This is a genomic window from Micromonospora sp. WMMD1155 (assembly GCF_029581275.1).
In the GTDB taxonomy this organism is placed as follows: Bacteria; Actinomycetota; Actinomycetes; order Mycobacteriales; family Micromonosporaceae; genus Micromonospora.
Genome location: NZ_CP120742.1, coordinates 1,195,958 through 1,210,552, shown reverse-complemented (window position 1 = coordinate 1,210,552; position 14,595 = coordinate 1,195,958). Strand labels below are relative to the sequence as shown.

At 73.4% G+C, this 14,595-nt stretch carries 14 protein-coding genes; 6 read left to right on the top strand and 8 right to left on the bottom strand.

The window, feature by feature from the left end:
• Window positions 1-2 precede the first annotated feature (2 nt).
• From O7617_RS05250 to O7617_RS05235, 4 genes are all read left to right on the top strand, one after another.
• Window positions 3-770, top strand: a complete 768-nt coding sequence (locus O7617_RS05250; protein WP_348774187.1) for a 3-oxoacyl-ACP reductase — start codon at window positions 3-5, stop codon at window positions 768-770.
• Entirely contained in the window at window positions 767-1,576 is an 810-nt protein-coding gene (locus O7617_RS05245; protein WP_348774171.1) for a gamma-glutamyl-gamma-aminobutyrate hydrolase family protein, read from the top strand. The genes O7617_RS05250 and O7617_RS05245 overlap by 4 nt, the downstream gene beginning before the upstream one ends.
• On the top strand, window positions 1,536-2,087 hold the full coding sequence (locus tag O7617_RS05240; protein ID WP_282261886.1) for a pyridoxamine 5'-phosphate oxidase family protein: 552 nt from the start codon (window positions 1,536-1,538) through the stop codon (window positions 2,085-2,087). Before O7617_RS05245 ends, O7617_RS05240 begins: the two co-directional genes overlap by 41 nt.
• A 192-nt stretch (window positions 2,088-2,279) precedes the next feature.
• On the top strand, window positions 2,280-5,939 hold the full coding sequence (locus O7617_RS05235; RefSeq protein ID WP_282261885.1) for a SpoIIE family protein phosphatase: 3,660 nt from the start codon (window positions 2,280-2,282) through the stop codon (window positions 5,937-5,939).
• A gap of 15 nt (window positions 5,940-5,954) precedes the next feature.
• Here the strand turns inward: O7617_RS05235 and O7617_RS05230 are convergent, their stop codons facing one another.
• The gene (locus O7617_RS05230; RefSeq protein WP_282261884.1) at window positions 5,955-6,269 is read right to left on the bottom strand and encodes an STAS domain-containing protein; all 315 of its coding nucleotides are present in this window, start codon (window positions 6,267-6,269) and stop codon (window positions 5,955-5,957) included.
• A 95-nt stretch (window positions 6,270-6,364) separates the two neighbouring features.
• Here O7617_RS05230 and map point away from each other — a divergent pair, with 95 nt between their 5' ends.
• On the top strand, window positions 6,365-7,222 hold the full coding sequence (gene map, locus O7617_RS05225; RefSeq protein ID WP_282261883.1) for a type I methionyl aminopeptidase: 858 nt from the start codon (window positions 6,365-6,367) through the stop codon (window positions 7,220-7,222).
• The gene (locus tag O7617_RS05220; RefSeq protein WP_282261881.1) at window positions 7,219-7,932 is read left to right on the top strand and encodes a VIT1/CCC1 transporter family protein; all 714 of its coding nucleotides are present in this window, start codon (window positions 7,219-7,221) and stop codon (window positions 7,930-7,932) included. The genes map and O7617_RS05220 overlap by 4 nt, the downstream gene beginning before the upstream one ends.
• A gap of 4 nt (window positions 7,933-7,936) precedes the next feature.
• Here the strand turns inward: O7617_RS05220 and O7617_RS05215 are convergent, their stop codons facing one another.
• From O7617_RS05215 to O7617_RS05185, 7 genes are all read right to left on the bottom strand, one after another.
• Window positions 7,937-8,674 (bottom strand): nucleotidyltransferase domain-containing protein, encoded by a 738-nt coding sequence (locus tag O7617_RS05215; protein WP_282261879.1) that lies wholly within the window; start codon window positions 8,672-8,674, stop codon window positions 7,937-7,939.
• Between the two features lie 175 nt (window positions 8,675-8,849).
• Window positions 8,850-9,350 carry a nitroreductase/quinone reductase family protein gene (locus O7617_RS05210; protein ID WP_282261878.1) on the bottom strand — a complete coding sequence of 167 codons (501 nt, stop codon included), beginning with the start codon at window positions 9,348-9,350 and terminating at the stop codon, window positions 8,850-8,852.
• 114 nt (window positions 9,351-9,464) lie between these two features.
• A complete protein-coding gene (locus O7617_RS05205) occupies window positions 9,465-12,203 on the bottom strand; it encodes an FtsX-like permease family protein (protein WP_282261876.1) in 2,739 nt (912 codons plus the stop codon).
• On the bottom strand, window positions 12,200-12,913 hold the full coding sequence (locus O7617_RS05200) for an ABC transporter ATP-binding protein (RefSeq protein ID WP_282264641.1): 714 nt from the start codon (window positions 12,911-12,913) through the stop codon (window positions 12,200-12,202). Before O7617_RS05200 ends, O7617_RS05205 begins: the two co-directional genes overlap by 4 nt.
• Before the next feature lie 17 nt (window positions 12,914-12,930).
• Complete coding sequence (locus O7617_RS05195) at window positions 12,931-13,533, bottom strand: PadR family transcriptional regulator (protein ID WP_282261875.1); 603 nt, start codon at window positions 13,531-13,533, stop codon at window positions 12,931-12,933.
• Window positions 13,534-13,585: 52 nt separating this feature from the next.
• Window positions 13,586-14,023, bottom strand: coding sequence for a ferritin-like domain-containing protein (locus tag O7617_RS05190; RefSeq protein WP_278144381.1), 438 nt, complete (start codon window positions 14,021-14,023; stop codon window positions 13,586-13,588).
• Window positions 14,020-14,547: a hypothetical protein gene (locus O7617_RS05185; protein WP_282261869.1), complete on the bottom strand. Its 528-nt coding sequence runs from the start codon at window positions 14,545-14,547 to the stop codon at window positions 14,020-14,022. The genes O7617_RS05190 and O7617_RS05185 overlap by 4 nt, the downstream gene beginning before the upstream one ends.
• Window positions 14,548-14,595 lie beyond the last annotated feature (48 nt).

Here is a 14,595-nt window from a genome sequence, read left to right as displayed (position 1 = left end):
GGGTGCAGGGTCGGTTGCAGGACCGGGTGGCAGTGGTCACCGGCGCGGGCAGCGGCATCGGGTTGGCCACCGTCCGGCGGTTCGCCGCCGAGGGGGCCCGGGTGGTCTGCGTGGACATCGACACGACGGCCGGAACGAAGGCCGCCGAGGAGTGCGGCGGGGAGTTCGTCCACGCCGACGTGGCCGACGAGTCGGCGGTACGCGACCTGTTCGACGGGGTGGCCGACCGGCACGGCCGGGTGGACATCGCGTTCAACAACGCCGGCATCTCCCCGCCCGACGACGACTCCATCCTGGACACCGGCCTGGACGCGTGGGAGCGGGTGCTCCGGGTCAACACGACGAGCGTCTACCTGTGCTGCAAATACGCGATCGGACACATGCGTCGCCAGGGCAAGGGGTCGATCATCAACACGGCCTCCTTCGTGGCGCTGATGGGTGCGGCGACGTCGCAGATCGCGTACACCGCGAGCAAGGGCGGGGTGCTGGCGATGACCCGGGAGCTCGGTGTGCAGTTCGCCCGCGAGGGCATCCGGGTCAACGCGCTCTGCCCCGGCCCGGTGGCCACCCCACTGCTGTTGGAGCTGTTCGCCACCGACCCGGAGCGGGCCGCCCGCCGCCTCGTGCACGTGCCGATGGGCCGGTTCGGGCAACCCGAGGAGATCGCCGCCGCGGTGGCGTTCCTGGCCAGCGACGACGCCTCGTTCATGACCGCCGCGCAGTTCGTCGTGGACGGTGGCATCACCGGCGCGTACGTCACACCGCTGTGAGCGCCGACTCGGTGCGGAGGCCGCTGATCGGGATCAGCGCGTACGTCGAACCGGCCGGCTGGGCGGTGTGGCGGGGCGTACCGGCCGTTCTGGTGCCCGAGGCGTACGCGCGGGCGGTGACGAGCGCCGGTGGCCGGGCCGTCGTCCTACCTCCCGACGACCTGGACGGTGACGTGGTGGCGGTCCTGGACGGGCTGCTGTTGGCCGGTGGCGCCGACGTGGGTCCGGGGCGGTACGGGCAGCAGCCCGATCCGCGTACCGAGGACCGACCGGACCGGGACGCCGGTGAGCTGACAGTGCTGGCCGCCGCGCTCGCCGCCGACCTGCCGGTGCTGGGCGTGTGCCGGGGCCTGCAGTTGCTCGCCGTCGCCTACGGCGGAACCCTGCACCAGCACCTGCCCGACGTGGTCGGTCACGAGGCGCACCGCCCGGCACCCGGTGTCTACGGCAGCCACCCGGTGCGGTTCGCCCCGGGAAGCCTGGCCGCGACGGTGCTGGCCGGGGTGGACCGGGTCAACTCCTACCACCACCAGGCGGTCGCCGACCCGGGCCGGTTGACGGTCACCGGGTGGGCCGACGACGGCGTGGTGGAGGCGGTGGAGGATCCGGCCCTGCCGTTCGTGCTCGGTGTGCAGTGGCACCCGGAGAACGAGCCGGATCCCCGGCCGATCACCGCGCTGGTCCGGGCCGCCGGCCGGCGGGTCGACAACGGGTGTGACGCTCGTCGCCCCCGTGCCGTGCCGTCGCCGATGGGAGGATCGACGTATGGGCAAGGTCTATCCGGAGATCGACTCTCGACTGGGTGACTTCATCGCGGCTCAGCCGGTCTTCTTCGTGGCCACCGCGCCGTCCGGCGCCGAGGGGCACGTCAACGTCTCGCCGAAGGGCATGCGGGGCACCTTCGTGATCCTCGGGCCGCACCGGGTGGCGTACCTCGATTATCACGGAAGCGGCGCGGAGACCATCGCCCACCTGCGCGACAACGGCCGGATCACGCTGATGTTCTGTGCCTTCGAGGGGCCACCGAAGATCGTCCGGCTGCACGGCCGGGGCAGCAGCGTCGCCGTGACCGAGGCGACCTTCGCCGACCGGCTCGCCGAGTTCCCCGCGCCCCCGGACGTGCACGCCGTCCGGGCGGTGATCACCGTCGAGGTGGAGCGGGTCAGCGACTCCTGCGGGTACGCGGTGCCGTTGATGGACTTCCGCGCCGAGCGTGATCTGTTGCTCACCTCACACTCCCGCCGTACGGCCGACGATCTGGTGACCTACCGGGCCACCAGGAACGTGGCAAGCATCGACGGGCTGCCGGTCTTCTGACTGGTCGGGGTGCTCCGGTCAGGTCGTTCGACGTCGCCGCGCGCCCGCACTGTCCGGTGCCCGACGGCCCGCACGAACGTCAACAGCGTCCACCTGTCGTGATGCGTTACGTTGCTGGTCCGCTGGGGTACAAGTCGGAGCACGGCGGGTGAAGATCAACGGTCGCGGGGTACGACCGGGGCGGGAGGCTGCATGAGCTCGGCCCAGGGGGGCGCGGACGAACGGCATCCGGCCGCGTCCGGCAGCGAGACCTCCCCGATGCTGGCGGCGGCGTTCGCCGCCGGCGGTGAGTTGGGCGAGCGGCTGGCCGGCCTCGACTGGTCCACCGGTCCACTGGGCGCGCCCGGTCAGTGGCCGGTCGCGCTGTCCAACGCGGTCGGCATGATGCTCGCCTCCAGCGCGCCGATCGTCATGTTCTGGGGCGACGACCAGCTCGCCTTCTACAACGACGCGTACCGGCCGACCATCGGCGACAAGCATCCGGCCGCGATCGGCCAGCCGGCCCGCGCCTTCTGGGCGGAGACGTGGCCGGTGCTCGGCCCGCTGCTCGACGGCGTCCGCACCACCGGGCGCTCCTACCGTGGCGAGGACCACCCCTTCCTGCTGGACCGGCACGGCTTCGTCGAGCAGACCTACTTCGACGTCTCGTACGACCCGATCCGCAGCGCCGACGGCTCGGTCGGTGGCGTCTACTGCATCGTCAGCGAGACCACCGGCCGGGTGCTCGGCGAGCGTCGGCTCCGGGCACTGGCCGAACTGGGCGCCGAGCTGGCCGACGTCGGCAGCTCCGCCGAGCTCGGCCGGACCGCGGCCGAGGTGCTCGGCCGGCACCGCGCGGACGTGCCGTTCGCCCTGATCTACCTGGCCGACGACAGCGGTCAACTCGCCCTGACCGGCTGCACCGGCAGCGTCCCGCCCGCCGTCGAGGCCGTCGCGCAGGTCCTGGCCCAGGTGACCGCCGACGGCGTGCCCGCCACGGTCGAGGTGGCCGACCTGTTCGACCCGCCGCCTGTCGACGTCGCGGACCAGGCCCTCGTGGTGCCGGTCACGGCGACCAACGAGACGGTGGGCGCCCTGATCGTCGGCGTGAGCCGTCAGCTACCGCTCGGCGACGACTACCGGAACTTCTTCGACCTGGTCGCCGCCCAGATCTCCCGTGCGGTCGGCACGCAGCGGGCGTACGAGCAGGAACGTGCCCGGGCCGCCGAGTTGGCAGCGCTGGACCGGGCGAAGACCAACTTCTTCGCCAACGTCAGCCACGAGTTCCGTACCCCGCTGACCCTGGTGCTCGGCCCGCTGGAGGACATGCTGGCCGACCCGGCGCTACCCGCCACCGAGATCGAGCGGCTCACCACGATGCACCGCAACGCGTTGCGTCTGCTCAAGCTGGTCAACACCGTGCTGGACTTCTCCCGACTGGAGTCCGGTCGGCTCGCCGCCCGCTACCAGCCCACCGACCTCGCCGGCTACACGGCCCGGCTGGCCAGCACCTTCCGCTCGGCCACCGACCGGGCCGGGTTGCGGCTGGTGGTGGACTGCCCTCCGCTGCCGGCGCCGGTCTTCGTCGACCGGGACATGTGGGAGAAGGTCGTCCTCAACCTGGTGTCCAACGCGGTCAAGTTCACCTTCGACGGCGAGATCCGGGTGCGCGTCCGGGCCGTGGACGGCGCGGCCCGACTGGAGGTGACGGACACCGGCATCGGCATCGTGCCGGACGAGATTCCGCACGTCTTCGAGCGGTTCCATCGGGTGCCCGGCGCCCGTGCGCGCACCTACGAGGGCACCGGGATCGGCCTGGCGCTGGTCCGGGAGTTGGTCGAGATGCACGGCGGCGAGGTCGGGCTGACCAGTCGCGTCGACGAGGGCAGCACCTTCACGGTGACCGTCCCGACCGGTTCGGACCACCTGCCCGCCGACCGGGTGGTCACGTTCGGCCACCTGCCCGCGGCGGAGCCCGAACAGGCCCGCCTCTACGTGGCGGAGACCGCGTTGTGGACCGGCGCCGGCCCGGCACCCGAGTACGACAGCCGGCCGACCGACGGCACCGCGGCGGGCCGGATCCTGGTCGTCGACGACAACGCGGACCTGCGCGAGCACGTCACGCGGCTGCTCTCCCCGACCTGGGAGGTGGTCACCGCGAACGACGGGCTGGCCGCGCTGCCACTGGCCCGCGAGGGCGGCTTCGACCTGGTGCTCAGCGACGTGATGATGCCCCGCCTCGACGGGTTCGGGCTGGTGAGCGCGTTGCGGGCGGACCCGCGTACCCGGCATGTCCCGATCGTGCTGCTCTCCGCCCGCGCCGGCGCCGCGGAGGCCGTCGCCGGTCTGTCCGCCGGCGCCGACGACTACCTCACCAAGCCTTTCGTCAGCCAGGAGTTGATCGCCCGGGTCCGGGCCAACGTCGAGCTGGGCCAGCTGCGCGGGCAGATCGTCCGCCGGCTCCGGGCGCTGGCGGACGCGGCGGTGGCGGTGAACACCGCCCGGTCCACCGGCGACGTGCTCCAGGTCGCCGCCCGGCACGCGCTCAGCCTCGCCGAGGCCGCCCGAGTGGTGATCACCGCGGCCGGGGCCCGCTTCGAGGCGGACGGCGGCGGCACCGCCGCCGCGGATCCGACCTTCGCGACCGAGCTGACCGGCACCGCCGGCGACACTCTCGGCGAGCTGCGGGTCTGGCGGCCCGCCGGAGACGACGCGCAGACCGACGACGCCGCCCTGACCCAACTGGCCCGCCTGGTCGGGGTACGACTGGAGAACGCCCAGCTCTACGAGGCCGAACACCGCATCGCCACCACGCTGCAACACAGCCTGCTGCCGCGAGCGCTGCCACAGCTTCCCGGGGCGGTGCTGGCCAGCCGCTACCTGCCCGGCACCGCCGACGTGGAGGTCGGCGGGGACTGGTACGACGCCATCGCCCTCGACAACGGCGAACTGGTGCTGGTCATCGGCGACGTGGTCGGCAAGGGCGTCCAGGCCGCCGCCGCGATGGGGCAACTGCGCAACGCGCTGCGGGCGTACCTGTTGGAGGGCTACGGGCCGGGCGAGTCGCTGACCCGGCTCAACCGGTTGGTCGGGTCCACCGAGCGCCGCTCCTTCGCGACCGTGGTCTGTCTGCTGTTCGACCCGCGTACCGGCCGTCTGCGGTACGCCAGCGCCGGTCACCCGTCCCCACTGCTGATCAGAGGAGGCGACGTGGCGTTCCTGCACGTCCGCGCGCTCGGCCCGCCCGTCGGCGCCATCCCCGACGCGACGTACGAGACGGTCGAGGGTGAGTTGACGCCGGGCAGTCGGTTGCTGCTCTACACCGACGGGCTCATCGAGGACCGGCAGCTCGGCATCGACGGCGCGCTGGCCCGGCTGTGCCTGGACGCGGCCACCCCCAGCGAGCACGTGGCCGACCTGATCGACGCGGTCGTCGAGCGGGTCGACGGGCGGCCCCGCCGCGACGACGTGGCCGCCCTGGCCCTGGAGGCGGCGGAGCTGAACCGCTTCGCGCTGCGGCTACCGGCGGACCCGACCCGGCTGAGTGTGCTGCGTAAGCGCCTGGAGGACTTCCTGGTCGCGCACGAGGTCGGTGAGACCGCCGTGTTCGACCTGACCGTCGCGGTCTCCGAGGCCGCCGCGAACGCCATCGAACACCCGGTCCACCCCGCCGAGGCGACGATCAGCGTGGAGGTGTCGATCGAGAACCGGACGGTGACGGCCACCGTGCGGGACAGCGGTCGGTGGCGGGAGTCGACCGGCGCCGGATTCCGGGGGCGCGGCCTGGCCCTGATCAAGGCGTTGGGTGACCTGTCGGTGCGGCGTACCGACGAGGGCACCGAGGTGACGTTGCGCCGGCAGCTACGGGAGTGACCCCGCGCCCGGCGCTCAGGCCGGCCTGAGCCAGCTCTGCTCGCCCAGGCCGGAGATGTCCAGGACCCGGTGGACCTGCCGGGACGGCAGGACGGTGAGCGTGCCCGGGAACTGCTGGGCGAGCCGGACCAGGGCGTGGATGGCGGCCGAGTCGAAGAAGGTGACAGCGCGCAGGTCGAGGGTGATCTGCCCGGCGGGCTCCCGCAGCGCGGTCTGGAGCATCGTGTCCGCGGTCGCCATGTCGACCTCACCGGCCACCACCACGCGAAGGTGATCACCGTCGATCTCCGCGCTGGCGGAGAAGACGGGCGGTGCTCCCCCTTGATCCACGCAGACACGATGGCACAGCGACACTTGCAGGGCAACAACCACCTCGCGGCGGCCGTGGCGCGGGTCACCAGCACTCCCGGCGATAGGCTTGCCGCATGACCGTCCGCCCTCCGCTGACACCCGGCACGCTCTCCCCGACGCGACCGGTGCCGTCCCAGATCGCCCGACCGGAGTACGTGGGCAAGAAGCGTCCGCAGGAGTGGCGTGGCTCGCACGTGCAGACGCCGGAGACCATCGAGAAGATGCGGATCGCCAGCCGACTCGCCGCCCAGGCGACCCGACTCGCCGGTGAGCACTGCAAGCCCGGCGTGACCACCGACGAGATCGACAAGGTGGTGCACGAGTTCCTCTGCGACCACGGCGCCTACCCGTCGACGCTGGGCTACAAGGGCTTCCCGAAGTCCTGCTGCACGAGCATCAACGAGGTCATCTGCCACGGCATCCCGGACTCCACCGTCATCCAGGACGGCGACATCATCAACGTCGACGTCACCGCGTACATCGGTGGGGTGCACGGCGACACCGACGCCACCTTCTGCGTCGGTGAGGTCAGCGAGGAAGCCCGACTGCTGGTCGAGCGCACCCACGAGGCGATGATGCGCGGCATCCGCGCGGTCGCCCCGGGCCGCCAGATCAACGTGGTGGGCCGGGTCATCGAGTCGTACGCCAAGCGGTTCGGCTACGGCGTGGTCCGCGACTTCACCGGCCACGGCATCGGCGAGTCCTTCCACAGCGGGCTCTACGTGCCGCACTACGACAGCCCGCGCCCCACCGACATCATGGAGCCGGGAATGACGTTCACCATCGAGCCGATGATCACGCTCGGCACCTACCAGTACGACATGTGGGACGACGGGTGGACCGTCGTCACCAAGGACCGCAAGTGGACGGCCCAGTTCGAGCACACCATCGTGGTGACCGACGACGGCCACGAGATCCTCACCCTGCCATGACCGAAACCCCGGCAGCCCTGCGCGAGGCGCACCACGCCGACGTCTCCGGTGGCTGGCTGCGCCCAGCCGTCTTCGGCGCGATGGACGGCCTGGTCACCAACATCGCCCTGATCGCCGGTGTCGGCGGCGGCGGGGTGTCGGCGCACAGCATCGTGCTCACCGGCACCGCCGGCCTGGTCGCCGGGGCGATCTCCATGGGGCTCGGCGAATACACGAGCGTCCGGTCCGCCAACGAGCAGGTCGCCGCCGAGGTGGCCAAGGAGCGCCGGGAGCTGGAACGCCACCCCGAGGCGGAGGCCCGCGAGTTGGCCGACGCCTGGGTCGCCCGCGGCCTGCCCCGGGACCTCGCCACCCAGGTCGCCGAAGCGGTACGCCGCGACCCGGACGAGGCCCTGCGGGTGCACGTCCGCGAGGAGTTGGGTGTCGACCCCGACGACCAGCCCAGCCCCTGGGCCGCGGCGACCTCGTCGTTCCTGTTCTTCTCGGTGGGCGCCCTGATCCCGCTGCTGCCCTACCTGTTCGGCGCTACCGACCTGTGGCCGGCACTCGCCGTCGGCGGGCTCGGGCTCTTCGCCGCCGGAGCGGTGGTCGCCCGCTTCACCAACCGGCCCTGGTGGACCGGCGGCCTACGCCAACTGCTGCTGGGTGCCGCCGCGGCCGGCGCGACCTATCTCGTCGGCACGCTGATCGGGGTGCACGGCGGGCTGTGACCCGTCAACTCGTGAGCAACTCGTCGATCGTCCCGTCGACCGCACGACCACGGGCGGCCAACTCCTCGGCCTGCCGGGCCAGCACCGCACCCACCTCGGTCATGTCCGCGCCGGCCAACCCGGTACGCCGAACCGCGTCCCCCGGATCACGGAAGTAGGTGCGGCTCAGCAGACCCGTCACCGTGGCCGCCGCCAGCCGGGCCTCACCGAGCATCAGCAGCGCCTGGTCGGTCTCGTACCACTCGGCGAGCCGGGCCGCCCGGGCGTGCGCCGCGCTGCCCCGATACCAGGCCTGCCGGGCCGCGGTGCTGAACTCCGCCGGCCGGGCCCGGGCCAACCGGCCCAGATGCTCGTCGCGCAGCGTGCGCAACCAACCCGTCGGGTCGTGCAACGCCTGCGTGGTCACGTACCGGTCGGCGGTCAGCGGCCACAGCGCGGAGATCACCCGAGCCTGCGCCAGGTAGTCCTCCGCACCGGCCACGGTCAGGTCGACGAGCACCCCGTCGACGCGCCGGGTGGCAGGCGGCGGGCCGGTGCCGGACCGGTAGGTGACGACCAACATCCCCGCCTCGCGGTCCCCGCCGCCGTCGTCGTCACCGTGCGCCAGGGGACCGTGCACCGCGACCGCGAGCACCTCGGCCGGGAAGCGTCGCCGGACCGCCTCGGCGACCCGTTCCGCGACCGCCCACCGTCCATCGTCGAGACCCCGACCGACACCGGTCTGCCCACTGCTCGCGCTCACGGGGCCACCTCACCTTCCCTTCCCAAGATCCGCGCAACATCAGGGTTCTTGGTGTCTCCCGCGGGTCGGAGGCAGCAACATCCGGGACGTTGTTCGGATCTTGCGGTGTGCGGTGTGCGGTGTGCGGTGTGCGGTGCGGCGTGCGGTGTCTCGGCTCGCTTACTGCCGGTGAAGTTTAGCCAGCCGGCGGGGGAGCTGCGGGCTCGCCGCGCCCGGTCGGTACCAGCCGGAAGATGTGGATCTCCCGGCCACCGGCCCGCTGGACGTACGTGCGGTACGCGGGCCACTCGGTGACCAGCAGTCGCCACAGCCGGTCCCGTTCGGCGCCGGACGCCCGGTCGCCGCGCACCGGGAGTCGGCGGCCCTTCACGTCCACTGTGGCGGCCGGATCGGCGAGCAGGTTCATCGCCCAGCCGGGGTGGTGCGTCTGCCCCCAGTTGGAACCGATCACCACGTAGGCGTCACCGTCCGGCACGTACAGCAGCGGGTTGCTGCGCGGCTTGCCGGAGCGGCGGCCGGTCGTGGTGATCACCAGGGACGGCATCAGGCCGAGCGCGACCACCCGACCCCGAGTGAGCCGGCCGATCACCCGGTCGGCGGGAACCAACAGACGTGCGGCGGCACCGAACCACCGGTAGTGACCGACTCGGCGGGTGAGATTTCCCAGCACTGACACGCGGATCAGTGTGCCGGTTGCCCGGCCCCGGCGGCACCCCCGAATCGGCGACCTGTCCCGGCCGCGGCGGCGCGAGGACCGGCGGCGCTGCGGGCCGCAACGACCATCCGATCGTCAGTCCAGTCGCCGTTCGATCGGCAGTCGGGCGCGGGTGAACAGGCCCGCCCCGAGCATCGCCACCACCGGCACCAGCACCAGCACGCCGAGGGTCGGCCAGGGCACCAGGATCGGGTACGGGTCGGGGACCGGCCAGTCGCCGGCGTACTGCCGGTTGACCGAGAACAGCACGATCGCCGCGGTGCCGAGCCCGGCCACGATGCCGAGCACCGATCCGAGCCCGGCGATGACGCCGGCCTGACAGACCGCCAGCAATCGGCGCAACCCCGGTGCCGCGCCGACGGCCGCGAGGGTGGTCAGCTCGGCGCGTCCCTCGGCGGCGGCGAGTGCGGTGGCGATACCCGCCGCTCCCACCGTGATCAGTCCGGCCGCGGCCGCGAGCAGCAGGAGCAGCGGTGAGACGTCGCGGGGTGCGGCACCCTGCTCCACGTTGAGCGAGAACGTGCCGAACGAGCGCAGGGCGGCGCTGAACCGTGCCTGCTGCTCCTCGTCGGGCGGAGTGGTGCTGCCGACCACCCAGCCGGCCGGGGACCAGTCCAGGCCGAGGTGTCGGGCCGCGCCGGTGGACAGCAGCAGACGGGGATGGCCGACCGCCCGGGGCAGCGCGTACCCCGGCAGGTCACGGACCTCGGTCAGCTGGTCCGGCTCGGTGTCCATCCGGCTGACGCGTACCGTCACCAGGCCGTCGTGCAGGTAACGCGGGTCGGTCACCACCACGCCACCGGCGCGCAGGACCGCCACGGCCGCCGCGGTCGTCGTGGGGTCGGCGCCGGTGAGAAGTGGTAGCGCGCTGCCGTCGTCCACCTCGGGTTGCACGTAGCCCCCGGTGGGGTCCGCGCCGCAGCGTGGGTCGGTCCGGGCCTGCTGACGGTGCGACGCGGGGAGGTCGTCGCCGATCTGCCAGGGGCACGCCCGGTCCGTCGGGAGCACCGGCGCGATGTCGCAGTAGACGGTGCGCCCCGACGCGCAGTCCGGCGCGTGGACGGCGGCCACCGCGCCGACCCCCAACTGGTCCCGGGCCGCGTCGGCGACCTGGGCCAGCGTGGGCTGCTGACCCGACCCGTTCTGGTAGACCAGCATGTGGCCGGTCGGCAGCATCGGCTGGTAGGCACGTGCGTCGCGGGCATCGTCACTGGCCAGGTACCCACCGAGCGCCACGCTGCCGGCGACGGCGGCCATCACGGCGCAGATGGCCGGCACCGCCGAGGCCCGGTTGCGGCTGGCGTCGCGCACCGCGATCCGCGGTGCCAACGGCAACAGCCGACCGAGGCGGGCGAGCGTCCCGATCAACGTGGGCGTGCAGGACACCAGCCCCAACTCGCCGAGGATCAGACCGGTGAGGATCACCGCCGGGGAGGTCCGGCTGGCCCCGTAAGCCGCCAGCCCCGCCCCGCCCACCACCAGCGCCAGACCGACCACCAACCACCGGGCGGGGGACACCGGTGGGGTACGCCGCCCGGCGAGCCCGGCGCTGACGTCCTGCCGGGCCGCCGTCCACGCCGGTGCCAGCGCGGCGAGCACCCCGGCCAGCACCGCCACCGCGCCGAGCAGCACCAGGGCGCCCGGCCAACAGCGGTAGCCGCCGAAGCGGGCGCCGAAGACGTGCTCCTCCATCAGCGGGCGTCCGGCGAACGCCGCGCCGACGCCGACGACCAGGCCGGCGGCGGCACCCAGCACACCGAGCACCACGCCGTCGGCCAGCACGACCCGGCGCAGTTGGGCGGCGTCCCCACCGGCCACCGCGACCAGCGCCAGATCCCGACGTCGGCGACGGACGCCGACGGCGAAGGCCGGCCCGACCAGCAGGACGACCTCCAACAGCCCGAGGCCGGCGATCAGGAAGCCGGTACTCAGGTCGTTGGCGTCGCTCGCCCCGGTCAACCCGAACCACGTCCGGTTCGCCCCGCCCCCCGCGCCGGTCGGGTGCCGAGCGGTGACCAGCACCCCACGCTCGTTCAGCCGGGACACCAGCGCCGCGTCGACGGTCCCGGGCACGTCCGCCAACCAGACGCTGTCCGGCTCCGGACCGGTCCTCGGTACGGCTCCCGGGTGCAGCGCCACGACCGGACCGAGGTCGTCGGGGAACTCGACCAGCCCCACCACGGTGTACGCCCTGCTCCCGTCGGCGACCGTGACGGCGTCACCGAGGCGTAGGTCCAGGCGGCGCAGTGCCGCCTGGCTGACCGCGACCTCGCCGGGCTGCTGCGGTGCCCGGCCGGCCAGGAACCGCACCAGCCCGCGGGCCAGCGGGTCACCGAGGTCCAGCACCCGACCGGCCACGTCCTCGTCACGGTTCGGGCCGCGCAGGGTCAGTGGGGCGTGCGGGCGTACCTCGGTGACCCTGCTGCCCGGCCCCAGCAGCGCGGTCATCTGGGCCGCGGTGGCCCTCCCCGGTGCCGTGCCGTTGGTCGTGCTCCAACCCTCACCCCAGTCGTCCTGTCCGATCGGGCCGTTGGCGACCCACTGCAACTCCGCGTCGGCGACACCGAGTCGACGGTCGACACGTTCCTGCGGGGTCAGTTCGGCCATGTCGTAGCTCGCCGCGAGGAAGGCCAGCGCGGCCACCGGCAGGGCGATCATCGCGAGCACCAGGGCCGTTCGACCCCGGGCGCGGCGGGACTCGCGTCGCGCGATCCGCAGCGCGGTCCGCCAGGAGCCGGTCAGCTCGGCGATCCGCCGCCGACCGACCATGGCGGAGGGTCGGACCGGGACCTGCCGCGTACGGCGGACGGTCACCGCTCGCTGCCGGACAGCAACTGTTCGACGCTGCCCAGCGGTGCCGTCGTGTCGACGAGCACGCCGTCGCGGAGGAACACCACCCGGTCCGCCCAGCCCGCGTGTCGTGCCTCGTGGGTGACCAGCACTCCGGCGGCGCCCGCGTCGATGCGGCGGCGCAGCAGGTGCAGCACCGCCTCGCCGGTCTGCGAGTCCAGTGCGCCGGTGGGCTCGTCGGCGAGGACCAACCGGCGTTCACCCACCAGCGCGCGGGCGATGGCCACCCGCTGCTGCTGGCCGCCGGAGAGTTGGTCGGGGAAGCGGTCACCCAGCCCGGGCAGGCCCACCTCGGTGAGCGCGGCCCGGGCCAGCGCGCGGGCGCGGCGTCCGCTGGTGCCGTCGAGCTCCAACGGGAGCGCCACGTTCTCCAGCGCGCTCAGACTGCCCAGCAGGTTGAGCTGCTGGAAGATGTAGCCGATCCGGCGGCGACGCAACTGGGCGAGCCCGCGCCGGTCCAGGGCCCCGAGCGGTTGCCCCTCGACCCGGACCTCGCCGCCGGTCGGCCGGTCCAGCCCTCCGGCCAGGGCCAGCAACGTCGACTTGCCGGATCCGGACGGTCCCATCACGGCGACCAGTTCGCCGGGCCGGACGGCCAGGCTGACGCCCTGCAGCGCGTGCACCGCCGCCGGTCCGGTGCCGTGGGTGCGGTGGACGGCGCGGAGCTCCAACACCGCGTCGTCCGCCCCGCTCACCGTCGCGCCTCCTCGCCGGCCCACCTCGCCGCGTCACGTGCGTCGTCGTCCCCCGGTGGGGATAGGGGGAATGCCGGGCCGGTGGGTTGGTGCCGCACCAGACTGGTCTCGCAGTGGTCCAGCCAGCGCACCTCCGCCTCGGCCTGGAACACCATCGAATCCAGTACCAGGCGCCAGGGGAGGTCCTCCGGCCGATTGCTGCCGTACTTCAGCCGGGTCAGCTCCTGCAGGGCACGCATCGTCGCGCTGCGCTGGGCCTGCACCACCGAGCGGACGTCCACCCCCGGGGTGGTCAACGCCAACGCCAGCTTGATCGCCAACTCGTCGCGGGGACGGTCGGTGCGGCTGATCGGGGTGGCGAACCACAGCGCCAGGTCCGCCCGGCCCGCGTCGGTGATCTCGTACGGGCGCTGCCCGGCCTCGCTCTCCGGCAGCGGGCGCACCAGACCGTCTCGCTCCAGTCGGGCCAGCGTGGTGTAGACCTGCCCGATGTTCAGCGGCCAGGTCGAGCCGGTCGACTCCTCGAACGCGGCGCGCAGCTGGTAGCCGTACATCTGGCCGCGTTCGAGCAGGGCGAGCAACCCGTGACGGATGGACATGGCAACGGAGTATGCATACCTGGTATGCGCACCGCAACCGGGGCGGGCCTGTTCAGGCCGGTCGACCGGGAAACGGGACGGTCAGCGGGGTCGACCCGGCCGTCTTACGCCACCGGGTGGCGCGAACGGCGTACTCCACCAGGGCGGCCAGGGCCTGGTCCCGGTCGGCGCCGGTGGTGGACGCCAACGCCGCCCGCCAGTGCGCGGCCGTGCGTTCCTCCACCTCGGCGGCGAGCCGCAGGGCGCTGGCCCGGTCGGTGACCGGGAACGGCAGCGCGTAGCCGGCCCGGTCCGGCGGCACGACGCCGCCGGCGGTGGTGAGCTGCACGACCAGGGTGTCGCGTCGACGTCGGTGCGCGGCCTCCGCCTGGTGTGCCGCCTCCCGTGCCGCGCCGGTGAGCCGGACGCCGATCCGGCCGTAGGCGTAGATGGCCGCGTACTCGGCGGACAGGGCGGAGGCGAGGGCCTCCCCGGCGGACGGTTGCCTCACTTCAGTGCCTCCTGGTGGGTGGCGCGGGCGGCGACGATCGACCCGAGTAGCGCGGCCCGCTCCGCGGGCGCCGCCGCGCAGGCGGTGGACGCGGACTGCTGGGCGGTCTTCTCCAGTGCCCGCAGCGCCGTGAGCGCGCCGGTCGGGTCGGCCCCCGCGGCGGTGGTCGGGGCGCCGACCCCGGCCGACGGCAGGGCGACGCCGATCACCCGGGCCAGCTCGGTGGCGTGGGCGGTGTGCGCTTCGGCGATCGGGTCGAGCCGGCCGGCCAGGTCGGGGTGTGCGGTGGCGGTGCTCCGGTACGCCTCGGCCAGGGCGAGCGCCTCGTCCACCATCGGCCGCAGCGGGTCCGGCGGCGGCACCGGCTGATCGTCGCGGTCGAAAAGATCACAGCCGGTCAGCGGCGCGGCGGCGCCGCCGAGCACCAGCAGCGCCCCGCCGCGCAGGAGCTTTCGCCGGGAATGTCCGGATGACTGGTTGCGCTGTGTCGTTCTGCCGATCCCCACCGGCCAAGTCAACACCATGGGCGCCGGTCCAGGGGCCACCGGCGTCGGTGCGCCGCCCGGCCCGCC